General features: G+C 67.2%; 25 protein-coding genes. 13 read left to right on the plus strand and 12 right to left on the minus strand.

Annotated features, from left to right (window positions below; genetic code table 11):
* Positions 1-11: 11 nt before the first annotated feature.
* Genes A5705_RS14640 through A5705_RS14655 form a run of 4 tightly spaced genes read left to right on the plus strand, consistent with a single transcriptional unit; the run spans position 12 to position 3,539 of the window.
* Positions 12-653: a Rieske 2Fe-2S domain-containing protein gene (locus tag A5705_RS14640; RefSeq protein ID WP_068278282.1), complete on the plus strand. Its 642-nt coding sequence runs from the start codon at positions 12-14 to the stop codon at positions 651-653.
* Positions 650-1,267 carry an isochorismatase family protein gene (locus tag A5705_RS14645; RefSeq protein WP_068278284.1) on the plus strand — a complete coding sequence of 206 codons (618 nt, stop codon included), beginning with the start codon at positions 650-652 and terminating at the stop codon, positions 1,265-1,267. Before A5705_RS14640 ends, A5705_RS14645 begins: the two co-directional genes overlap by 4 nt.
* Complete coding sequence (locus tag A5705_RS14650; RefSeq protein WP_067875956.1) at positions 1,264-1,878, plus strand: PaaI family thioesterase; 615 nt, start codon at positions 1,264-1,266, stop codon at positions 1,876-1,878. Before A5705_RS14645 ends, A5705_RS14650 begins: the two co-directional genes overlap by 4 nt.
* 8 nt (positions 1,879-1,886) lie before the next feature.
* Positions 1,887-3,539 (plus strand): acyl-CoA synthetase, encoded by a 1,653-nt coding sequence (locus A5705_RS14655; RefSeq protein WP_068278286.1) that lies wholly within the window; start codon positions 1,887-1,889, stop codon positions 3,537-3,539.
* A gap of 4 nt (positions 3,540-3,543) precedes the next feature.
* On the opposite strand, the gene A5705_RS14660 is transcribed toward A5705_RS14655, so the two are convergent.
* Positions 3,544-4,377 carry an SMP-30/gluconolactonase/LRE family protein gene (locus A5705_RS14660; RefSeq protein WP_068278288.1) on the minus strand — a complete coding sequence of 278 codons (834 nt, stop codon included), beginning with the start codon at positions 4,375-4,377 and terminating at the stop codon, positions 3,544-3,546.
* A gap of 199 nt (positions 4,378-4,576) precedes the next feature.
* On the opposite strand from A5705_RS14660, the gene A5705_RS14665 reads away from it, so the two are divergent.
* From A5705_RS14665 to A5705_RS14685, 6 genes are all read left to right on the plus strand, one after another.
* Positions 4,577-5,773 carry a cytochrome P450 gene (locus A5705_RS14665; protein WP_067875947.1) on the plus strand — a complete coding sequence of 399 codons (1,197 nt, stop codon included), beginning with the start codon at positions 4,577-4,579 and terminating at the stop codon, positions 5,771-5,773.
* A 21-nt stretch (positions 5,774-5,794) separates the two neighbouring features.
* A complete protein-coding gene (locus A5705_RS14670) occupies positions 5,795-7,009 on the plus strand; it encodes a CaiB/BaiF CoA-transferase family protein (RefSeq protein ID WP_067875944.1) in 1,215 nt (404 codons plus the stop codon).
* A 28-nt stretch (positions 7,010-7,037) separates the two neighbouring features.
* A complete protein-coding gene (locus tag A5705_RS28880) occupies positions 7,038-7,316 on the plus strand; it encodes an NAD(P)H-binding protein (protein WP_255381160.1) in 279 nt (92 codons plus the stop codon).
* A gap of 62 nt (positions 7,317-7,378) precedes the next feature.
* Complete coding sequence (locus A5705_RS28885; protein ID WP_255381159.1) at positions 7,379-7,663, plus strand: NAD(P)H-binding protein; 285 nt, start codon at positions 7,379-7,381, stop codon at positions 7,661-7,663.
* A 201-nt stretch (positions 7,664-7,864) separates the two neighbouring features.
* Positions 7,865-8,176 carry a DUF485 domain-containing protein gene (locus tag A5705_RS14680; RefSeq protein WP_156738305.1) on the plus strand — a complete coding sequence of 104 codons (312 nt, stop codon included), beginning with the start codon at positions 7,865-7,867 and terminating at the stop codon, positions 8,174-8,176.
* Positions 8,173-9,807 carry a cation acetate symporter gene (locus A5705_RS14685; RefSeq protein ID WP_067875937.1) on the plus strand — a complete coding sequence of 545 codons (1,635 nt, stop codon included), beginning with the start codon at positions 8,173-8,175 and terminating at the stop codon, positions 9,805-9,807. The genes A5705_RS14680 and A5705_RS14685 overlap by 4 nt, the downstream gene beginning before the upstream one ends.
* Before the next feature lie 25 nt (positions 9,808-9,832).
* On the opposite strand, the gene A5705_RS14690 is transcribed toward A5705_RS14685, so the two are convergent.
* The 7 genes from A5705_RS14690 to A5705_RS14720 form a co-directional block, all read right to left on the minus strand.
* Positions 9,833-11,032, minus strand: a complete 1,200-nt coding sequence (locus tag A5705_RS14690) for an acyl-CoA dehydrogenase family protein (RefSeq protein ID WP_067875934.1) — start codon at positions 11,030-11,032, stop codon at positions 9,833-9,835.
* 16 nt (positions 11,033-11,048) lie between these two features.
* Positions 11,049-12,098 (minus strand): acyl-CoA dehydrogenase family protein, encoded by a 1,050-nt coding sequence (locus tag A5705_RS14695; RefSeq protein WP_067875933.1) that lies wholly within the window; start codon positions 12,096-12,098, stop codon positions 11,049-11,051.
* A 2-nt stretch (positions 12,099-12,100) separates the two neighbouring features.
* Positions 12,101-12,931, minus strand: a complete 831-nt coding sequence (locus A5705_RS14700) for an amidohydrolase family protein (protein ID WP_067875931.1) — start codon at positions 12,929-12,931, stop codon at positions 12,101-12,103.
* Positions 12,928-14,547: an acyl-CoA synthetase gene (locus A5705_RS14705; RefSeq protein WP_067875928.1), complete on the minus strand. Its 1,620-nt coding sequence runs from the start codon at positions 14,545-14,547 to the stop codon at positions 12,928-12,930. The genes A5705_RS14700 and A5705_RS14705 overlap by 4 nt, the downstream gene beginning before the upstream one ends.
* An 11-nt stretch (positions 14,548-14,558) precedes the next feature.
* A complete protein-coding gene (locus tag A5705_RS14710) occupies positions 14,559-15,761 on the minus strand; it encodes an amidohydrolase family protein (RefSeq protein ID WP_067876587.1) in 1,203 nt (400 codons plus the stop codon).
* Between the two features lie 29 nt (positions 15,762-15,790).
* On the minus strand, positions 15,791-16,702 hold the full coding sequence (locus tag A5705_RS14715; RefSeq protein ID WP_369803307.1) for an enoyl-CoA hydratase: 912 nt from the start codon (positions 16,700-16,702) through the stop codon (positions 15,791-15,793).
* A 101-nt stretch (positions 16,703-16,803) separates the two neighbouring features.
* Positions 16,804-17,076, minus strand: a complete 273-nt coding sequence (locus A5705_RS14720; RefSeq protein ID WP_067875925.1) for a GlsB/YeaQ/YmgE family stress response membrane protein — start codon at positions 17,074-17,076, stop codon at positions 16,804-16,806.
* A 62-nt stretch (positions 17,077-17,138) separates the two neighbouring features.
* On the opposite strand from A5705_RS14720, the gene A5705_RS14725 reads away from it, so the two are divergent.
* Both A5705_RS14725 and A5705_RS14730 read left to right on the plus strand, forming a co-directional pair.
* Entirely contained in the window at positions 17,139-17,327 is a 189-nt protein-coding gene (locus A5705_RS14725) for a hypothetical protein (RefSeq protein WP_067875922.1), read from the plus strand.
* Between the two features lie 95 nt (positions 17,328-17,422).
* Entirely contained in the window at positions 17,423-17,662 is a 240-nt protein-coding gene (locus A5705_RS14730; RefSeq protein WP_067875919.1) for a general stress protein CsbD, read from the plus strand.
* Between the two features lie 60 nt (positions 17,663-17,722).
* Here the strand turns inward: A5705_RS14730 and A5705_RS14735 are convergent, their stop codons facing one another.
* Positions 17,723-18,739 (minus strand): dihydrodipicolinate synthase family protein, encoded by a 1,017-nt coding sequence (locus tag A5705_RS14735; protein ID WP_067875916.1) that lies wholly within the window; start codon positions 18,737-18,739, stop codon positions 17,723-17,725.
* A 33-nt stretch (positions 18,740-18,772) separates the two neighbouring features.
* Complete coding sequence (locus A5705_RS14740) at positions 18,773-19,570, minus strand: SDR family NAD(P)-dependent oxidoreductase (protein WP_067875912.1); 798 nt, start codon at positions 19,568-19,570, stop codon at positions 18,773-18,775.
* Positions 19,571-19,709: 139 nt separating this feature from the next.
* Between A5705_RS14740 and A5705_RS14745 the strand changes: the two genes are divergently transcribed.
* Positions 19,710-20,510: a TetR/AcrR family transcriptional regulator gene (locus A5705_RS14745; protein WP_067875909.1), complete on the plus strand. Its 801-nt coding sequence runs from the start codon at positions 19,710-19,712 to the stop codon at positions 20,508-20,510.
* A 95-nt stretch (positions 20,511-20,605) separates the two neighbouring features.
* Here the strand turns inward: A5705_RS14745 and A5705_RS14750 are convergent, their stop codons facing one another.
* Positions 20,606-21,490, minus strand: coding sequence for an enoyl-CoA hydratase/isomerase family protein (locus A5705_RS14750; RefSeq protein ID WP_067875906.1), 885 nt, complete (start codon positions 21,488-21,490; stop codon positions 20,606-20,608).
* Positions 21,487-22,143: a hypothetical protein gene (locus A5705_RS14755; protein WP_068278361.1), complete on the minus strand. Its 657-nt coding sequence runs from the start codon at positions 22,141-22,143 to the stop codon at positions 21,487-21,489. The genes A5705_RS14750 and A5705_RS14755 overlap by 4 nt, the downstream gene beginning before the upstream one ends.
* Between the last annotated feature and the right edge of the window lie 73 nt (positions 22,144-22,216).

A 22,216-nucleotide genomic window follows, 5' to 3' on the forward strand; every position in this document is an offset into this window, starting at 1 on the left:
GGAGGCCCGGCGTGAAAGTGTCCTTCACCTGGAAGGTAACCGGGTGGTTCATGGTCGGGTGGTCGCCCGAGTTCCCGACCGGCGAGGTGCGGCCGCTGCACTATTTCGGCGAGGACCTGGTGGCCTACCGCGACGAGTCCGGTGAGCTCCATGTGCCGGAGGCGCACTGCAAGCACCTCGGCGCCCATTTCGAGTACGTGCATCACGCCACGGTGACGCCGCGGGTGCTGGACTGGAAGATCGTCGACCACGAGTGGCAGTTCGTCGCGGGGTGGCCGGACGCGCGCAGCGACGACCCCGAGGATCTCGCGTTGCGCTTCCACAGCCACCTGTTCGGCCTCGGCGGCGCTATCAGCGTCTTCGAGGGGGCGCAGAATCACCGGCTGATCTTCACCTGCACACCGGTCGACGACGAGTGTTCCGACCTGTTCTATTCGATCCGGTGGCCGCGGGTCCCCGGCGACACCGCCGACGTGCCGCAGGGCACGCTGCTTGACGTCATCGAGAAGCAGTTCCTGTCCACCGTCTTCGACGACCTGCAAATCTGGCGCTACCAGAAGTACGTCGATCGTCCGGCCCTGTCCAGGGCGGATGCGAAAGGGTATATGGCACTGCGCAAATGGGCGACCCAGTTCTACGAAGTGCCGGCATGACGGCGCTGGAGGACCTCGCGGCGCCCGAGCACACCGCGATCGTCACCCAGGAGTGCCAGGGCGCGGTGATGGGCCCGAACGCCGGCCTGGGGATGCTGGCCACCGAGGCGCGCCGAGTCGCCCTGCCGAACATCGTGCGGCTGTTGCCCGCGGCCCGGGCCGCCGGTGTGCGGGTGGTGCACTGCCTGGTCCGCCGGCGCCCCGACGGGCTCGGCTCCAACCACAACGCCAAGATCTTCGCCATCGGAGGAGGGGGCATCGACATCACCCCCGGCACACCCGGGGCCGCCCTGCTGCCCGAACTAGGGCCTGAGCCAACGGATCTGGTCCTCAGCCGCTGGCACGGCGTCGGACCTATGGGGGGCACCGACCTCGACGCGGTGCTGCGCAACCTCGGGGTCACCACCCTGGTCGTGGTGGGCGTGTCGCTCAACATCGCGATACCCAACGTCGTCATGGATGCGGTCAACGCCGCCTACCGCGTCGTCGTGCCCAAAGACGCGGTCGCCGGCGTGCCCGCCGAGTACGGCGCCGCCATCATCGCCAACACGCTGTCGTTGCTCGCGACGATCACCACCACCGACGACCTGCTTCGGGCGTGGGAGCGCCCATGACCGAGACAGAGCCCGGGGTTCGCGGCGGGTTCCCCGAGATCAAGCCGGCCGAGCAGGCGCCCGCCGGGCTGGGCCGGTTCGTCGCCGCGCTGCGCCGCCTGCAGGATCTCACCGTCTCCACCGATAGCTCGGCGTGGGAGGCCGCGGCCGAGCACGTCGAACGGGCGTGCGCGCTGCTGGACGGGCATCAGGTGGCCGAAGGCGCAGCACCTGGCGGGCGGGTCATCGAGCTGCCCGGGCTGGGGCACCCGCTGCTGCCGCCCTGGCTGGTCACGGAATCGGGGCCGGATGGGGTGACAATGGACGGGCACTTCTCCCGCGCCCACGTCGGCGGGAACAACGCCGTGCACGGCGGCATGATCCCGCTCTTCTACGACTGGCTGTTCGGGATGGTCGTCTCGACCGCGGGCTGCCCGCCCACCCGCACCGCCTTCCTGCACGTCGACTATCGCAACATCACCCCGATCGACGAACCGTTGACCGCCCGTGGCCGGATTACGAACGTCGACGGCAGGAAATTCTTCGTTGCGGCTACCATGACGGCTGCCGACGGCACGCTGCTCAGCGAGGCCGACGGCCTGATGGTCCGCCTGCTACCCCACCAGCCGTGAGAGGCACGATGTCCGACACCACAACGCAATTCACCGTGCCCGAGGTCGCCAAAGCCGTCGCCGCGGCAATCCCGGACCGCGACCTGGTGATCCGGGGCGACCGCCGATACAGCTATGCGCAGGTCCTGGAGCGGGCGAACCGGCTTGCCGCATACCTGCACTCGCGCGGTCTGGGGTGTCACACCGAACGTTCCGCGCTCGCGGGCCATGAGGTCGGCCAGGACCTGCTCGGCCTGTACGCCTACAACGGCAACGAGTTCGTCGAGGCCCTGCTGGGCGCCTTTGCCGCGCGGGTCGCCCCCTTCAATGTCAACTTCCGCTACGTCAAAAGCGAGCTGCAATACCTACTGGCGGATTCCGGGGCCTCCGCCCTGATCTATCACTCAGCGTTCGCGCCGCGGGTCGCCGAGATCCTGCCGGAGCTGCCGCAGCTGCGCGTCCTGATACAGATCGCCGACGATTCGGGCAACGACTTGATCTACGGCGCGGTGGATTACGAGGCCGCGCTGGCGTCCAGCGCGCCGGAGCCGCCGCCCGTGCAGCATTCGCCCGACGACCTCTACGTGCTCTACACGGGCGGCACGACGGGGATGCCGAAGGGTGTGCTGTGGCGTCAGCACGACATCTTCATGACGTCATTCGGCGGGCGGAACCTGATGACCGGCGAGCCATCAGCGTCGGTCGAGGAGATCGTTGCGCGGCTGAGCACCGGCCCGGGCACCAAGTTGCTGATCTTGCCGCCACTGATCCACGGCGCCGCCCAGTGGAGCGTGATGACCGCGATCACGACCGGGCAGTCCGTCGTCTTCCCCTCTGTCGTAGACCATTTGGACGCCGACGACGTGGTGCGCACCATCGAGCGCGAGCGGGTCAGCGTGGTGACGGTCGTCGGGGATGCGATGGCGCGACCGCTGGTGGCCGCCATCGAGAAGGGCACCGCCGACGTGTCGTCATTGGCCGTGGTCGCCAACGGCGGCGCGCTGTTGACGCCGTACGTCAAGCAACGCCTGATCGAGGCGCTGCCGAACGCCGTCGTGGTCGACGGCGTCGGATCCTCGGAGACCGGGGCGCAGATGCACCACCTGTCCGCCCCGGGCGCGGTGTCGACCGGAACGTTCAACGCCGGGCCCGACACCTTCGTGGTGGCCGAGGATCTGTCCGCGATCCTTCGGCACGGTCACGACGGTATCGGCTGGCTCGCGCAGCGTGGCTATGTTCCGTTGGGCTACAAGGGCGATGCGGCCAAGACGGCCAAGACCTTCCCGGTGATCGAAGGCGTGCGGTATGCCGTCCCCGGCGACCGCGCGCGCCACCGCGCCGACGGCGCCATCGAATTGCTGGGCCGCGACTCGGTGACCATCAATTCCGGCGGCGAGAAGATCTTCGTCGAGGAGGTCGAAACCGCGATCGCGTCGCATCCGGCGGTGGCAGACGTGGTGGTAGCCGGGCGGCCCAGCGAACGTTGGGGCCAGGAGGTGGTGGCCATCGTCGCGCTCGCCGAGGGTGCAAGTGCCGACGCCGACGAGCTCGTCACCCACGCGGCGAAGTCGTTGGCGCGCTACAAACTTCCCAAGGCGATCGTCTTCCGTCCGGTGATCGAGCGCAGTCCGTCGGGCAAGGCCGACTACCGGTGGGCGCGCGAGCAGGCGGTGACCGGCTGACACCTCAAACCGGTGATGGGAGCCGAATTCTCAACAGCGCCTGACGATACGAGGCGGTGACGAGCAGTTCGTCGCGGCCTTGTCGCACGCACACGTTGGTCGGCAGTGACCCGCCGGGCAGGACGATCGCATCCAGGATCCGGCCCGTCTCGCCGACGAGGTCGAGCCGGTCGCCGCCCGTCAACGCCACCCAGCAGGCCCCATCAGCCCGAACCGCCATTCCCGCCGGCCAGCCGCGCTCGAAGGTGCACAGCACGTCACCGGCGGTGCCGTCGAGGGAGCCCGTCGCTCCGATCGGATAGCGCACGAGCTGCGCGCCGGACGTCGCGGTCACCAGCAGTCGGCGCCAATCCGGGCTGAAGCCAAGGCCATTGATCCAGACCGGCCCGTTTTCGAGGATCAAATCCTTAACGCCGGTGTCGGCATCGACGGTCCACAGCCATCCGCGCTTGCTTTGGTCGGGGTGGAAGAGCTCCATTTCGGCGCGGGTGTCGGTGACCCACAGCCGGCCGTCGGGCCCGAACGCGAGATCGTTCGGCGCGTCCATACCTTCGGCGAGGTAGTCGACCCGGCCGTCGCGGATGACCTGCACCCCGGGCTCGGCCGTCGCGTCGGAACCGAAACTGCCGCCGTTCTGGGCGACGAAGATGGATCCATCGGACCCGACGCACAGGCCGTTGGGCCCGCCACCCGTGTCGATCCTTTCCGGCGAGCCGCCGGCCGGGTCGACGATGTATACACAGCCGTGCGTGACCGAGACCAGCGCGACCCTGCCGTCCGGCAGATAGGCGGGTCCTTCGGTGAAGCCCAGCCCGTCGGCGATCGTTTCGACCGTCATCAGGTCACCTTCTTCGGCGATGAACAGGCGCGGTACCGGACGGCGCGCTGGGGGATCATGTTACGGACGGGTCGGTCCGGACGGGGAAACGACGGGGATCGGCCGCAACCAGCCCCGACCCCATGTTGTCTACTGTAAGAATTACAGTAGGATCTTGCGCAAGGACCGCCCGTTCCTGCGGAAGATGCTGGAGATCTAGGTGACGACCAACGTCCACACCGGCCCGGAGACCGTCAGCCTGCGTGACCCCTACCCCTTCTTCGCCCACAAGCGCCGGCAGGCCGGCGCCTTCCGCGGCACGGTCATGGACTATTCCAAGACGCCGGAGTCGCTGCTGCCCAAGCGCGAGTATTCGGCGGTGTCGTTCGACGCGGTGAACACGGTGTTCCGGGACGGCCGGGTGTTCAGCTCCGCACCGTATGACAAAACGATCGGACTCTTCATGGGGCCGACGATTCTGGCGATGGAGGGCAAGGAGCACCGCGACCATCGCAATCTGGTCTCGGCGGCGTTCAAGTCCAGGGCGCTGGCCCGGTGGGAGCCCGCCATCGTAAGGCCGATCTGCAACACGTTGATCGACGAGTTCATCGACGCCGGCGAGGCCGACCTGGTCCGGCAGTTCACCTTCGAATTTCCCACCCGGGTCATCGCCCAGCTCCTGGGCCTGCCGGCCGAAGACCTGCCGGTGTTTCGCCGGCGCGCGGTGGAATTGATCAGCTACCACGTGAATTACGAGCGGGCCTTCGAGGCGTCGGCGGCGCTGAAGGACTACTTCCTCGAGCAGATCGAGCGACGCAGGTCCGCGCCCACCGAGGACATCATCGGCGACCTGGTGGCCGCCGAGATCGACGGCGAAAAGCTCAGCGACGAGGCGATTTACTCCTTCCTGCGCCTGTTGCTGCCCGCCGGCCTGGAGACCACCTACCGGTCGTCGGGAAACCTGTTGTATCTGTTGCTCACCCATCCCGACCAGTTCGCGGCGGTTCAGGCGGACCATGGGCTGATCGGCCAGGCGATCGAGGAGGGGCTGCGCTACGAGACCCCGCTGACCACGGTGCAGCGATTCACCACGGAGGACACCGAACTGGACGGTGTGGAGATCCCCGCCCGCGCCGTGGTCGGAGTGTGCATCGGTTCCGCGAATCGTGACGAGCGGCGCTGGCCACGTTCCGAAGAATTCGACGTCTTCCGTCCGCACCTGCCGCACATCTCCTTCGCCGCCGGCGAGCACACCTGCCTTGGCCTGAACCTGGCGCGGCTGGAGACGCGGGTCGCCCTCGAATGCCTGCTGAATCGGCTGACCAACCTCAACCTGCTGACCGCCGGCGACCCACACATCCACGGCCAGCCCTTCCGTTCGCCGACCGCGCTTCCGGTCACGTTCGACGCGAAGTAGGGTCCGAAAATGGTAAAAGTCATGTCGGGCTTCCGGGTCCTCGAACTAGCGCAATTCACCTTCGTCCCGGCGGCGGGGGCCATCCTCGCCGACTGGGGCGCGGACGTCATCAAGGTCGAGCACCCACTGCGCGGCGACACCCAGCGCGGCTTCCTCAACATGGGCGGCATCCAGGTCGACCCCGAGCGACACCCGCTCATGGAGCATCCCAACCGGGGCAAGCGCAGCGTGGGCATCGACATCGCCACACCGGGCGGTCAGGAAGTGATCTACGAACTGGCCAAGGCCTCCGACGTGTTCCTCACCAATTACCTTCCCGCGCAGCGCCAGAAGCACAAGTTCGACGTCGAGCACATCCGCGCGGTGAACCCGAACATCGTCTATGCGCGCGGTTCGGCGCACGGCGACAAGGGGATCGAGCGCGACATCGGCGGCTACGACGGCACGGTGTTCTGGACGCGCAGCGGCATCGGCTACGCGCTGACTCCGGCGGAGCTGGGCGGCGCACTGGGACAGGGCATTCCCGCGTTCGGCGACTCAATCGGCGGCATGTTCATCGCGGGCGGCATCGCGGCTGCGCTGCTGCATCGCGAACGCACCGGCGAGGCCGTCGAGCTCGACGTCTCGCTGTTGAGCACCGCCTGGTGGGCCGCCGGGGCCAGCGTGACGCAGGGCATGGAGACCGGCGAGGTGATGCGCACGCCCATGCCGGGTCCCGGCGCGCGATCCGTCAATCCCTTCATGGGTAACTACGAAACCTCCGACGGCGGCACGATCAACCTGTGCATCATCAGCCCGACCGGCTTGATTCGTGACACCTTCGAGCACCTCGGCATCCCGGAGGCCGCAGACGATCCCCGGTTTTCCGAGGTGCTCCCGCTGATCCAAAACGCCGACGCGGCCGCCGAGCTTATCGCGAAGGCCTTCGCGGCCAAGCCCTTTGGCTACTGGCGCCAGCACCTGAAGACGATGAAGGGCCAGTGGGCGCCCTTCCAGAGCCTCCTCGACCTGGTCGACGACGAGCAGGCCATCGCCAACGACATGATCTCCGAGGTCGAACTGGCCGGTGGCGGAAAGCCTTTCCGCGTCGTGCGCGGCCCCGTTCAGTTCAATCACGAGCCGCTGGTGACCACTCGGGCGCCGCAGGCATCCGAGCACACCGAGCTCGTGCTGATGGAGCTCGGCATGGACTGGGACCGCATCGCCGAACTCAAGGACTCGGGAGCAATCGCTTGAACCGCGCCGGGAGCGACGAGCGGTGGCCGTGACCCGTCGGCCCGACCAGTTCCCCATCTCCGCCGCGCGGCTGACCGTCGCGGGCGCGGACGTGCGGCGCGATGACCTCGCCGGGATCGTCGCGGGCGCCGACGCCGTGCTGTCGACGCTCGGCGTGCCGTTCACGCGCAGGCCCGTCGACACGTATTCCGTCGGCACCCGCAATATCGTGAACGCGATGCGCGAGTCGGGCGTCATCCGGCTTGTCGTGGTGAGTTCCACCGGCGCCTACGCGGCGCGCGGCCGGCGCCGTGCGCCACTGGCGTAGCGGCTGTTCGAGCCGATCATCACCCGGACCATCGGCAAGACCGTCTACGAGGACACCGCCGGATGGAAGCGGTGGTGCGCGAGAGCGGCCTGGACTGGACGATCGTGCGTCCGTCCGGGTTGTTCGATTTAACGGAGTTGACGAGTTATGTTGCGGGAGAATTTGATCCGGTCGGCGCCTTCACGGCGCGCGTCGACCTGGCGGACTACCTCGTCAAACTTGCCCAAGACGGCACCACACGATCCAGGACCGTTGTCATCTCGACAACCCAACACATTCCGACCATGTGGGAGATGGTCCGCCGCGAGGCCTTCAAGAGCGATGCCACAGCCGCGCCGAGCGCCTAACCCACCGGATTAACAAACGCCCTTGATCGGGTTGCCGCCGGGTGCCCACGCAGCGACGTCAGGGTTAATTTAAATCCCAGGCAGAAATCGCACTGCTGTTGTCATCGGGTTTGCTCGTAGGCTAACGCCGGAAAAACCTGCTCGAAGTCGAGGTCAGGAGTTGCGGTGTCTACTACCGAATTTCCATCCGAGGACGTCCCACTGGCCGCGGATGAGCACTTCGTAACCATCCAGGCGAGCCCCGAGTTCGCCGAACTTCGGCGCAAACTACGCCGGTTCGTGTTTCCGATGACGGCGCTCTTCCTCGCCTGGTACGCCGCCTACGTGCTGTTGGGCGCCTTCGCGCACGACTTCATGGCGACCAAGGTCTTCGGGAACGTCAACGTCGGACTGCTGATCGGACTGGGCCAATTCCTGACGACATTCATCATCACCGGGCTCTACGTAAGGTTCGCGGACCGGGAGCTTGACCCGAGAGCCGCAGCAATTCGCGCGGAAGGCCAGGCTTCATGACCCTACTGGCCGCCGGTCAGCAGACGATCGGGAATCCCATCGCCAACATCGCGATCTTCGCGGTCTTCGTCCTGATCACCCTGTACGTGGTGATCCGGGCCAGCCAGCGAAACGCCACCGCGACCGAGTTCTTCACCGCCGACCGGGCGTTCACGGGCCCGCAGAACGGCATCGCCATCGCCGGCGATTATCTTTCCGCGGCCAGCTTCCTCGGCATCGCCGGCGCGATCGCGGTCTACGGCTACGACGGGTTCCTGTATTCGATCGGATTCCTGGTGGCCTGGTTGGTGGCCCTGCTCTTGGTCGCCGAACTGATACGCAACACAGGCAAATTCACCATGGCGGACGTGCTGAGCTTCCGGCTCAGGCAGCGCCCGGTGCGGCTGGTCGCTGCGATCTCGACGCTGACGGTGTCCTTGTTCTACCTCCTCGCGCAGATGGCCGGAGCGGGTGGTTTGGTCGCCCTGCTGCTCAATGTCAAAGGGCGCCTTGGTGAGTCGATCGTCATCGCGGTCGTCGGTGTTCTGATGATCGTCTACGTCCTGGTTGGTGGGATGAAGGGCACCACGTGGGTGCAGATCATCAAGGCCGTGCTGCTGATACTCGGTGCGGCGACGATGACGGTGATGGTGCTGGCGAAGTTCGGCTTCAACTTCTCCGACATCCTGGGGTCGGCGCAGTCGGCGGTCTCGCACGCCACCACCAAGGGCGTCGGCGGCCGCAACGTGTTGGCCCCCGGCGCGCAATACGGTGGGTCGACGACGTCGAAGATCAACCTGCTGTCGCTGGGCCTTGCGCTGGTGCTGGGCACCGCGGGCCTGCCCCATGTGTTGATGCGTTTCTACACGGTGCCGACCGCGAAAGAGGCGCGGAGGTCGGTGGTCTGGGCCATCGGCCTCATCGGCGCGTTTTATCTGTTCACGCTGGCGCTGGGCTATGGCGCCGCCGCCGTCGTCGGGCCCGACCGGATCCTCAAGGCCGCCGGCGGCCAGAACTCGGCGGCACCGTTGCTGGCGTTCCAGCTCGGCGGCGTGGTCCTGCTCGGCGTCATTTCCGCGGTGGCATTCGCGACGATCCTCGCCGTGGTCGCGGGTCTGACGATCACCGCGTCGACGTCGTTCGCCCACGACATCTATGCCAGCCTGATCAAGCGCCACACGGTGACCGAGAGCGAACAGGTGCGGGTGTCCCGCATCACCGCCGTGGTGCTGGGCATATTCGGCATCGCGCTGGGCATCCTGGCCAACGGCCAGAACGTCGCCTTCCTGGTGGCGCTCGCGTTCGCGATCGCGGCCTCGGCCAACCTGCCGACGATCCTGTATTCGCTGTATTGGCGGCGGTTCAACACCCGCGGCGCGCTGTGGAGCATGTACGGCGGCCTGATCTCGACCATCGTGCTGATCGTCTTCTCCCCCGCGGTGTCGGGCGCCAAAGCCGCGATGATCCCCGGCGCGGACTTCGCCTGGTTCCCGCTCTCCAATCCGGGCATCGTGTCGATCCCGCTGTCGTTCATCCTCGGCATCGCCGGCACGCTGTCGTCGCCCGATCGCGGCGATCCCGTGCGCAACGCCGAGATGGAGGTCCGTTCGCTTACCGGCATCGGCGCGGAGAAGGCCGTCGTCACGCACTAGCTGCTCGGCACGGCCGCGCGAACGGCTACGGCGTCTTCTGCACTGGCGGTGAGTAATTCGGCTTGCCCAGGCCGAGCATGTACTGGCCGATCATGTTGCGGAACACCTCCAGCGTGCCGCCATAGATGCCCACCAGCGGGGCGAACCGGTAGGCGTACTCGGCGCTGCCGTCGTCGGCGGCTCCGTCGGTCCCGTATGGCAAGGCAGAGGCCGCGCCGAGGATGTCCATCAGGTCCGGCGAGATGTCGCGCATCGTCTGCGCGATCGCGACGCGGCCGAAGATGCTCGGGGACGATAGCGCGACTTCCAATCGAGCAGCGCTGCGGCCCAGGCGGTAGGCGACGGACTTGTCGTCGATCAGCCGGCCCCCGTCGGGGTCGGGCCGGCTGACGCGGGCCGCGGCCTTGTCGACGGCCTCGGCCATGAATCCCGCCTGGTGCATCATGATTGAGGTGTCCTGCAGACCGTCAGGCGCTGCGGCGACCGCGCCGTGCTCGACGTTGAGCGGCTCGCGCAGCACCGTCCAGCCCGCGTTCACGTCGCCGAGCCGGTACTTGTCGTCGACGCGAACGTCGCTGTAGTAGACGATGTTGGTCCGGTCGCCGTCCACCGTGCGGATGCCCTGGATCTCGATGCCCGGCGAGTCGAGCGGGACCAGGAACATGGTCAGGCTCTTGTGTTTCGGCGCGTCGGGGTCGGTGTTGGTGATCAGGAACACGTACTGACAGTTATGCGCGCCGGTGGTGAACATCTTGGAGCCATTGATGACCCAGCTCGATCCATCCGCCTCCCGCACGGCGCGGGTCTTACAGGTGGCGACGTCGGAACCGCCTTCGGGCTCGGTATAGCCGAGGCAGAGCCGAACCTCGCCGCTGAAAACCTTGGGCAGCACCTCGTCGCGCAGTTCGGGCGACCCGAACTTCGCAACCGAGCGGGCCACCATGGCGGTGGTCCCCCAGGTCACCCAGGGCACGTGGACCCGCCGCTTCTCCAGCTCCCAGATGCGGCGCCGGAGCCGGCTGAACCCGCCCTCGGATTCCGGTTTCCACTCTGCCTCCAAATAGCCTGCGGCGCCGAACTTCAGGTGCAGACCCTCGTCGAAGTTGTCGCCCGTCTCGCGATCGCGACGCCGGACCTCTTCGGTCATGTGGGTGCTCAGGAAATTCCGCGCCTCGTCGCGGAAGGCCTCGTCTTCCGTCGACAGCTCGACTCGGGAGAAGTCCATTCTTTTCGCTCCTACCCTAGGCCGGCCGGCGTGCGGTCTCGCGGGCCGCGACGAGCTCGCCGACCCGCGCGGCGGTGGCGCCCGGATCGCCGGCGGCCAGCGGCCAGCCCCGCGCCCGCACCAGATACGCCGTGGCCGCGGCCTCGGAGGACACCCCCAGGCCGCCCTGGATGTGCACCGCCATCGTGGCGGCCTTGGCGGCCTCCTCGGCCATGAAGACGAAAGCCGACGGCGCCAAGTCGGGGCGTTCGTCGGGTTCGTTGTCCAGGAACCAGGCGGCCCGGCGGGCGAGGTTACGCCCGCCCTGAACGGTGATCGCCATGTTCGCCAACGGGTGCGAGATCGCCTGCAGCGTGGAGATCGGCACGCCCAGCGTGTAGCGGGTCTTGGCGAACTCCGCGGCGATCGTCATCGTCTCCTCGACCAGGCCGACCAGCGCCGCCGCGGTGAGCAGCCGCCATTCGTCCAGGGCCCGTTGGTAACTCGCCACCGCGTCGGGCCCCTCGGCCACCACCGCGCGGGTGTCGGCGGCGGCCGGATCCACCCAGGCCATCGGCAACCGGCCGATGTTGTCCACCTTCGCCGGCCGGGTGCCGAAGGTCAGCCGCACCACCCGGTCGCCGTCGCGGACGACGATGTGGTCGGCGATCGAGCCCGTCGGAATCAGGCGCACACCCGGCCCGGCGTCGATGCGCGCGTCGAGCGCGGCCAGCTGTTCACCACTGGCCACACCGGCGGTGTCGGCGCCGAGGCGTGCCAGCAGCCGGGTGGCGCACACGTGGTCGATCCACGGGACCGGGGCCAGCGACCGGCCGATCTCCTCGGCCACCAGGGTGAGGTCGACGAGTGTCGCGCCGTCGCCGCCGCAGGACTCCGGCAGCGCCATCGTCGTCGCGCCCATGGCGCACAGCCGTTCCCACAGGTTCCGGTCGAAACCGGATTGCTCTGCCGCGCGGACCGTTTCGATCGAGCAGTGCGTCTTGAAGAATTGCTTGTACGCGTCTTGCAGCGCCACGTGGTCATCGGACAGGCTGTAGTCGAGTCTGCGCAGCTCGAAGCGGTCCATGGTCAATGGTCCTTCCCGAAGAAGAATTCCTGCGCATTGTTGTACAGGTAGTTGTCCAGTACTTCGGGCGGCAGGTCCAGCGCTCGGGCCTCGGGGATCACCCGGTGCATGCGCAGCACCGGCCAGTCCGACGCGTAGATCACCTTGTCCGGGCCACGCGTGCGCATGTAGTGCAGCAGGCTTTCCGGCAGTCGCTTGGGCGACCACGCCGACGTCATCAGGCGCAGGTTGGCGTATTTGAGCAGCAACCGGATGGCGACGTCCCACCACGGGTCGGCCCCGTGGATCATGCACAGCTTCAGCTCCGGGAACCGCACGCAGACGCGGTCCAGGTGCATCGGATGCTGCACCTCGCCGGGAATCGGGGGGCCCGGGATGCCGGTGTTGACGCACAGCGGCAGTTCCAGCTCCGCGCACTTCGCGTAGAGCGGGTAGTACACGGCGTCGCTGGGCGGGTATTGCCCGTCGCCCCAAAAGCTGGGTCCCACGACGGCATACGCGACCGGCAGGTCGCCGACGGCGGCGGTCAGTTCGCGCAGCGACCGCACCGGGCGCAGCAGGTTGACCCCGCCCATCGCCAGGGCGAACCGGTCCGGCCTGGCCTCGACGAACTTGCGCGCGGTGGTGGACGGGCCGGCGAGGGAGTCCATCAGGATCGCCCTCTGCACGCCGTGGGCGTCCATCTCGTCGAGCAGCTCGGCCAGATCGACCGGCGCGAACATCGACTCCGGGCCCTTGAAGTAGTCGTCGCGGACCTTGAGCATCCAGGCGGGCTGTGCGTCGGACTCCCCGAAATGCACGTTGACCAGGCAGTCAATCGCTTTGGTGTTCATGGCACCTTCTGTTCGGCCTGCTCGCGGGCCCATCGATAGTTGGGCTTGCCGTTGCCGAGTCGCTGGATCTGCGCGACGAAGATGAACGCCTTGGGCGCCTTGAAATGCGCCAGCTGCGAGGTGCAGAAGGTGTAGAGCGCCCGCCCGTCGGCGCTCAGGTCGCCGCCCGGGTGCACAGCGACGAGCGCGACGACCTCCTGCCCCCACCGCTCGCTCGGCCGTCCCACCACCAGGGCGTCGGCGACGCCCGGGTGCGCGCGCAGCACCTCTTCGACCTCTTCGACGAACACCTTCTCGCCGCCCGTGTTGACGACCAACGAGTCGCGACCGAAAAGCCTTATGGTACCGTCTTTTTCGAGAGAGGCCCGGTCGCCGGGGATGACCACGCGGCGGCCGTCAATCTGCGGGAAGGTAAGCCGAGTGGCCTCGGCGTCGCCGAAGTAGCCGAGCGGAATCCGGCCCGTCCTCGCGGCCCAGCCGACCTCCTGTTCGCCGGGGCGCAGGAAGCGCGTGCGGTCGGCGGAGACGACGGTGGCCCCCTCCCTGGGTTGGAACGTCTCGCTGGCGGTCCCCTCGCGGCTGTGCCCGAACGCCATGTTGCCGCTCTCGGACGACCCATAGCCCTCGATGATGGTGACGTGCGGCAGGCATTCCATCAGTGCCCGTTTGTATTTCGCGTTGGTGGCGGCCCCGCCGGTGCCGATGGCGTTCAGCGAGGAGAGGTCGTAGCGACGCGCGCGGAGTTCGGCGATCAGCGGCCCGGCGTACGCGTCGCCGACCATCGTCATCATGCCCACCTTCTCCCGCTCTGCGGTTTCCCACACCGAACGCACGTCGAGCTTGTTGCGGTCGTCGTAGAGAACGACCGGCAGCCCGGCGCACAGCGCCGCGAACGCGGTCCACATGCCCGCCGCGTGCATCAGGGGAGAAACCGCGAACCACGGCGGACCGCCACCGCGCACCTTGTCGTGGATCTCGGTGACGCTGTCGTGGTCGGCTCCGACCATGGACGACACGTACATGTCGCTCTGGCGCCACAGGACTCCCTTGGGGCGGCCGGTCGTTCCGCCGGTGCACATCATGATCACGTCGTCCGGCGAACCCACCGGGCGCGCGTTCGGGTCGCCGGCGGCCAGGGCGTCGTCCAGCGCCACGGCGCCCGGCAGTTCGGGCGCGCCGCTGCCATCGTCGACGGAGATCAGCAGCTCGGTCCCATCGGGGGGCAGCACATCGGCGAACCGGGCGCCGAGGGCGCGGTGGTAGATGATTGCCCGGGGCCGCACGTAGGCGAGCAGGTCGGCGATTTCGCGCGGCGAGTAGTGGTGGTTGACGTTGACCGGGACGGTGCGCGCTTTGAGGCATCCGATCACCATGTCGGGGTACAGGTCGTTGTACATCAGCAGCGCGACGCGGTCCTGGCCGCATTCCCAAGGTTCGAGCGTCTCGCGCTCGGCGTGGGCGCCAAACCCCTTGCCGTGCAGAAAGTTCGCCAGCCGGGTGGTGCGGGCCGCCGATTCGGCGAACGTGCTTCGGCGGTCACCGCAGACGGTCATCAGACGGTCTCCGATGACGTCGGCGATGGCGTCGAGAACGGCGCCCACGGTCCACTCGCTCATGGTGTCAGCGGCTAGGCGGACGATCCGACCTGGACACCGAGGAGGTCGAGGGCGTTGTCGCGCATGATTTTTCGGACGTCGGAAGCACTGAAGCCGACGAGCTCTCCGGTGAAGGACACCGGCGACTCGAGGCCTTCGCCGTGCGGCCAGTCGGACCCGAACAGGATCTTGTCGATGCCGATCGCGTCGGCGAGCTCCTCCAGGTCGTCCTCGTAGTAGGGCGCGATCCAGACGTTGCTGCGCAACTGCTCGACCGGGTCCTCGGGGAAATGCCGCGGATAGTTGTTGGCCGCCTTCTTCAGCCGCTTGATTAGCCGGTGCACGAAGTAGGAGCCGTTTTCGATGCTGACCGCCTTGAGTTTCGGGTGGCGGGTGAACACGCCGTGCACGATCATCGAGGCCATCGTGTCGTGGATGGCGCGGTCGTCGAGGAGCACCGTGTCCAGCGGGTCCTTTTCGCCGAATCCCTCGAAGGTCGCCTTGCCGCCCCATTGCGCGGCGATGTGCAAATAGCCGCTGTCGCTGAGGTGGAAGCCCACCGGCACGCCCGCCTCGGCCAGCCGGGCCCACACCGGGTCGTGGCTGGGATCGCCCAGCGACCGCGGCTTGACCACGCCGGGCACGGGCGCCGGCCGTACCAGCACCAGCTTGGCGCCGCGCGCCAGCACGAAGTCGACCTCTTCGAGCGCCGCGGCCGGATCGGCCAGGGAGATGATCGGCGCGGCAATGATCCGGTGATCGGGCCGATCGAAGCCCCAGTCCTCGTCGAGCCAGAGGTTGAATGCGTGGACCGACGCGATCGTCGCGTCGATGTCGTGCTTGAGCGCCTCCTCGACGCCGCAACCGAAAGTCGGCAGCATGAAAGCCGTCTCGATGTCCTGCAGGTCCATCACAGCGATCCGCGCCTCGCGGTTCTGGTACTCGGGGTGGTCGCTCAGCCTCTCCACCTTCATCAGCGAGGCCGGATCGACACCCTCCGGGATCTCGCCGCGGAACAACAAGTCCAGGCAGCCGGGCACGATGATCGGGTCGAAGGTGGGGTTGGGGATGAAGTGGTTGACGCGGTCCCCGATCACGGCCCAGGTGCGCTTGCCGTCGCTGAGCATCTGCACGCCGCGTCGCTTGAACCTCTTGTCCAAGTGGCGGGTGAAGGCGTCCAGCGGCTCGTAATAGTGGTTGTCGACGTCGATCGCCCGGTAATCCAAGTCGGCCATGATCATCCTTTCCGGTGCAACCGGCAAAACTAAGCTTCTGTTGAAGTGAGCTTCCCCAACAAAGAAGGGAATTGGGGCGGGCGCTTCTCGAGGAAGCTGGTGATCCCTTCGATGACATCCGGTCGCGGCATCGCCTCGTGCAGCAGAACCTCGGCCCGCGCCGTGGCGTCTACGACGTCGCGGGTGGCGTCGCCATAGACCTGCTGTTTGATCACCGCCATCGCAGCGGGCGAACAGTTTCGCGCGATGTCCTCGGCGTACTCGAGGGCACGCGACATCAGGCTTTCGGGGGCGACGACTTCTTTGACGAGGCCCAGCTCGGCCGCCTCCTCGGCGAGAAAGGTGCGGCCGCTGAGCAACAGGTCGAGGGCCACTCCCCAACTGGTCAGCCGCGGAAGAATCCAGGAGACGCCGAATTCGGCGATCAGTCCGCGGCGGGCGAACACGGCGGCGAACTTGGCCCCGGTGGCCGCGAAGCGGACGTCGCACATCAGGGCCTGGGTCAGACCGATGCCGACGCAGGCCCCGTTGATCGCCGCGACGACGGGCTTGCGCAGCGTGGTGACGAAGTGGGGTGGGCGCTCGCCGACCAATGCGGCAAGGTCGGTCTGGGCCGCCTTCTCCATCGTCTTGTCGTAAGTCGCCGCCGAACTCGGCGCGCCCAGATACGCGCCGGCGCAGAATCCCTTGCCCCGACCGGTCACCACGATCACCCGGATGTCCTGATCCTGTTCGGCGCGGTCGATTCCGGCGTAGAACGCGGCGGCGATGTCGGGGCCCCAGGCATTGAGGCGATCCGGGCGATTGAATGTCAGGATGGCGACACCGCTCGCCGTGGCCTCGTAGAGCACCGCGTCTTCGGAAGCACCGTCGCTGCCGGACACCTGTCGCGGCACCTCCTCACGCTCGCGCACCCGATAATCGTCCGACTTTGTACGCATACTGTATACCTATCGGTAGCGCATTCCACAACCGGCGCTACCTGCACGCGAACCGCGACCACACAGCGTTTTTCGGCGCGTTCAGCCGGGCGCGGCCGCACTCAGCGCGACGGCCGCCGCCGGGCGACCAGCTTGACGATCGCCAGGAGGATCACGGCCCCCAACAGACATGTCAGGAAGGAGAAGAACAGACCCCGACCATTGACGTCGACACCCAGGCCGCGTAGGACGAAACCGCCGAGCAATCCACCGACCACACCGACCACGATGTTGAGCAGCAGCCCCATCTGGGCGTCGGTCCCCGTGATTTTGCTGCCCACCCAGCCCGCCAAGCCCCCGACGACGATCCAGCCGATGACACCCAGCGTGAGCACCGTCCGATCCTAACCGCGGGTGCAGGGGTTTGGGATGGCCATGCGGGGGTTATCGATGACTCGTGAACACAGCGTGGAGGGGCCTGCGCCGGGTGCGCTCGGTGGTGCTGCGGGCCGAGCTGGCGGTGACGGGCGCGCAGATCCTCTTCTGGGCCGCGCTGATCGGCGTTGTGGCCGGGCTCGCGTTGCGGGCGTGGACCAGGCACCGTCAGTCGCAAGCGGAGCCGGAGGCGCCGGTCCTGGCGGATTGAGGCTGTGGCGTCGGCCACCTGGGCGAGATGTTTGCGTAGGTGGCGTGTGCGGGAAGCCTGCAAGGCAAGCCATCCATCAATGGGAGGGAGATGCAATGGTTGACGCCAAGAGCGGGCCGGTCCAGGCCATTCGGGGAATCGTCGAAGGCGTGATCGGCAACGCCAAGGAGTTGATCGGCACGGTCATCGGCAGCAATGACCTGGTCAACGAAGGCGAAGCCCAGCAGGACAAGGCTGACGCGCAGCGCAATGTCGCACGCAAGGAAGCCGCGGCGGAGAAGGCGCGCGGCAAGGCGAAGGCGGCCGAGGAGCGCGAGCGGGCCGAGCAGAACTAACCGCTGGTCATACGGAGCGGGCCCGGTTCACAGCGGGCCCGCTTCGATGCGTAAGTCGTTCTACCGCAACACGGTTTCGATCAGGCCGAGGCGTCGGTACGCGTTCTCGATCTGGTCCTTCGCCTCGGGCGGCAGCTCCGCCTGCGGCGGTCGGGAATGCGGGTAGTCGCCGATCGGCAGCCCGAGCAGCGATGCGGCGTATTTGAATGCGCCGCCCCAGTGGGTGAAGTAGTCCGATCGCCCCGGGTAGCACGTCCACCACGAGCCTATGTCGAGGCCGAACTGGTCCATGCCGGACTCGCGCCCGTAATCCATCGCCTCGACGAGCTTGTCGTTGACGACCAGCTCCCAATATTCGGAGAACAACCGCCGTTGCGGGGTCTCGAACAGATAGCCGGCGGTGCCCAGCTGTGCGGGGCAGACGATACCGGCGCGCAGCCACCCGGCGCGGTACACGGTCCGGTCGCATTCCCAGACCGCGAGGTCGGGCGCCAATTCGTGCAGGCGCCGGCTCGCCTCCGGCCGGAAGGCGCCCTCCTTGGTGGCGCACACGGCGGGCACCTCGGCACAGATTCGCGCGCTCTCCGCCGGGGTCAGGACGTAGCCGGAGGACGGGGAGTTGAACATGCCCAACGCGATATCGGTGCGCGCGGCGATGTACTTGAAGAACCTCAAGACGCCCTCGCCGCCGTGCGCCTCCATCATCGGCGTTTGGATGTAGGCGATGTCGGCGCCCGCCTCCTGGGCGTGCCGGGTCAATTCCAAACAGTCCTTGGCCGACGTCGCCGCCGTGCAGGCCTGCACGACGACATCGGGATTCAGGCCGCGCGACTCCTCAATTGCCACCTCCAACAGGCGTTTTCGCTCCTCGAGGGTCAGCGACCAGAACTCGGCGATGCCGCTGGTACACCACAACATCGGGTGCCCGAGATCGCCGACGCAGTAGCGCACCAGCGTCCGATAGGCGTCCCAGTCGATGTCGTCGCCGTCGGTCCCGCAGAACGGCGTGTAGAGGGAGTCGCCGATCCCCCGCAATGCCGCCCGCGCCCAGGTGCGCGCCTCACTCGCCGTCGCCACAATGACTCCTTCTGTCGGCCAAACGATTTCGGGTCAGGTGAAGTCCGAACCACCGTCGACGTTGATGTTGGCGCCGGTCATGTAGGAGTTGCGCCGCGACGCGAGAAACGCGGCGACCGGGCCGATTTCTTCCGGCAGGCCGGCCCGCGGCATCTGCGCGGGATGGCCGAAATGCTCGGCGATGGCGTCCATCAGGGCGTAGGGGTCGGTGCCGTCGACGCCGACGGACGTCGCCCAGCCGACGAGTGACTCGGACGCGATACTGCCGGGAGAGACCACGTTGACCAGGATCTCGTCCTTCGCCAGCAGCAAGGAGAGGTTTTTCGAGACGCTGGTCAGCATCGACTTGGCGGCCGTGTAGGCGGGCAGCAGTACGCTTTGCCGCTGGGTCGAGTGCGCCGAGAAGTTGACGATCCGGGCCCATTGCGCCTTGCGCAGCAGGGGAAGTGCGGAACGGACGCAACGCACCATGCCCATGACCCCGTCCTCGACGGCCCGGTGCCACTCGTCGTCGGTCAGGTCCTCGAAGCGGCCCGCTGCGCCCGGGCCGACCGTATTGATGAGCACGTTGAGTTCGCCGTCCCAGCGCCCGGCGAGATCGGCGAACACCTTGTCGACCGCGGCGGCATCGCCGATATCGGCCGCGAGCCCGAGCGCTTCCGGGCTGCCGCGTCGCGTCAAATCGTCCACCGCGGAATCGAGCGCGTCGCGGCTGCGCCCGACCACCGCCACCCGGGCTCCTTCATCGGCGAGGCAGCGGGCCGTTGCCAGGCCCATCCCGCGGCTACCACCGACCACGACGGCCGTGGCATTCGCCAGCCCTAGATCCATGTGTCCAGCCGTTTTACCAAAAAGCCTACGATAGGTATTACAGTAGCAGACGGAAAACGCGTCGACACGCCTGCGTATGCGCAGGTCAGAGAGGAACTACCGGTAGATTTCACTATACCGGTGGCAAGGTCAGATCCTGATGGAGGTGCCCGTAGTGGCAAAGCAGGCAACCGCTGATAAGCGTCAACGACGCGAACGCGGGTCCATCAACCCCGACGACATCATCAGCGGTGCATTCGAACTCGCGGAGCAGGTGTCGATCGACAACCTGAGCATGCCGCTGCTCGGCAAACACCTCGGCGTGGGCGTCACCAGCATCTACTGGTACTTCCGCAAGAAGGACGATCTGCTCAACGCGATGACCGACCGCGCCCTGGGCAAGTACGTTTTCGCCACCCCCTATGTCGAGGCCAGCGATTGGCGCGAGACGCTGCGCAACCACGCCCGCCTGATGCGTAAAACATTCATGGGCAACCCGATTCTGTGCGACCTGATTCTGATTCGCGCCGCCCTGAGCCCGAAGGCGGCGCGGGTGGGCGCTCAGGAGATGGAGCGCGCGATCGCCAACCTCGTGGAGGCCGGCCTGTCGCCCGAGGACGCCTTCGACACCTATTCCGCGGTCTCGCTACATGTCCGCGGTTCGGTGGTGCTGCAACGGCTCTACGACAAGAACCAGACGCCGGACAGCGGACCGCGCGCCATCGAGGACGCGGTGGCCATCGATCCGGCCACTACCCCGCTGATCGCCCAGGTGACCGGCCAGGGACACCGCATCGGGGCTCCCGACGAAGCGAATTTCGAGTTCGGGCTGGACTGCATCCTCGACCACGCCGGCAGCCTGATCGAAAAGGGCGCCAAGGGCGCGGCGTCCCGGCCACGCAAGGCGGCCAAGTCGACGGCCCAGCGCGGCGGACGGAGCAAGGCCGCAGCCGCGCGTTAGGACCGACCTCGCCGCTGCGCACCGCCGAACGTGAACTCACGGCGGCTTTTTGGCCGATTTTTCGCCCTAACTGCACGCTCGGCGTGAACGCCTGGTTATGCCTCCGGCTCCGGTACGTGGAAGTGCTCGTCGCGCAGCCGGAACGCCTCCTTGGCGCCGTGCTGTGCGCGGGTTTTGACGAAATTGAACTCGCCGGGAGCGAATTGCAGGTTGGTCCCGAAGGCATGGAACAGATAGCTCGCGACTTCCTCGCCGTTGTACACCTGCGTCTGCTCGACGAGGCGAAACGCTTCCTTGGCGATGACGACCCCGTCGGCGGGCATCTTCGCCGCCTTCTCCGCCCAATACCGCGCCCGCGCCGTCACCGAGCCGGAATCGCATGTCTCGGTGAAGATTCCGAGGTGCCCGATCTCGCCGGCCTGGATGATGTCACCCGTCAGCAGCAGACGCCGGGCCAGCACCGGGCCCAGCCGGTGGAAGAACATATGCAGGCTGCCCAGCGCCGGGCCGAGGAAGCGCGTCGCCGGCATGCCGATTTCGGTGTCACGCGCGATGACCGAGATGTCCATCATCAGCGCCATCTCGAACCCACCGCCCAGCGCGTAGCCGGCGATCTCGCCCACGGTCACCTTCGGGAAGCCCATGAGGTTGTGGTAGAAGCCAAAAGACTTGCGGTCCACGGTGAGCCGGCGGCGCTGACTGGGGCGGCGGGTGGCCTGGTCGTCGCTGCCGGGACCGTACCAGCCATACGCGTTGTTCATGTCGGCCCCGGTGGAAAAGACGCCCTCGGCGCCGCGCAACAGCACCACCGTCAGGTCGTCGTCGTCGGCCACGCGATCCAGGCAGCGGGCGATGGCCTCGCGCATCGTGGCGTCGTAAGAATTGCGCCGCTTCGGGTTGTTCAGGGTGATGGTCGCGATGCGCCGATCGGGTTCGACCTCGAAGAGCACCCGTTCGTCGGAAACGTTGGAGGAGCTCACCTGTCGGATTCCTTTCGCCGCCTGCCGAATTTGAATCCGGTCAGCTGCTCGGGCGGTGACGCCAAGGTGGTGACCTCGCCCGTACAGAGCACCTCTTCGCCGAGCAGCAGCCGCGCCGTCGACGTGATGCCCCGCTCGACTGGAGACCGATCGATGTCGAAACGCAGTTCGGTGAGCACCGGCGTCGGCCGGCGGAAGTTGACCAGCAGCGAGCGCGTCTTGCCGGAAAGACCGGTGACACAATTGTGGTGCTGGATCACGCAGTCGAAGAAGACGCCGAGGAAACCGCCGTGCACCAACCCCGGTGGCCCCTCGTAGACCAGTGGGAAGCACACCAGCCCGGTGGCTTTCTCGGCGTCGACCTGATCGAACCGGTATTCGGGAAAGCACGGGTTGTAGGCGCCGATGTCGGTGGCGTGGTTCAGATATACCCGCCGGGGATCGTCGGGGATCTCGCCGATCCGCGGCGCCGGGTCCGCCGCGGCCGCGGGGGCCAGCTCGCCCTCCCACTCGGCGAACCTCGCGAGCATGGCATCCACGGTCGGATGCGGGTGCTCGAGGGACAGCAGCAGCGAGCTGAGTCGACGCATCGCGCCGGCGGCCACCACCGTCTGGGCAAGCGGCGCTTCGCCGAATTTCGCGTCACCGACCATGCTGCCCGCTTTCACCGGGCTCACCCGGTTGTTCCGTCGTTAGCGTTTCCTTGCTAACTTATACCTCGTATCA

Source organism: Mycobacterium sp. E787, assembly GCF_001668725.1.
Classification (GTDB): Bacteria; Actinomycetota; Actinomycetes; order Mycobacteriales; family Mycobacteriaceae; genus Mycobacterium.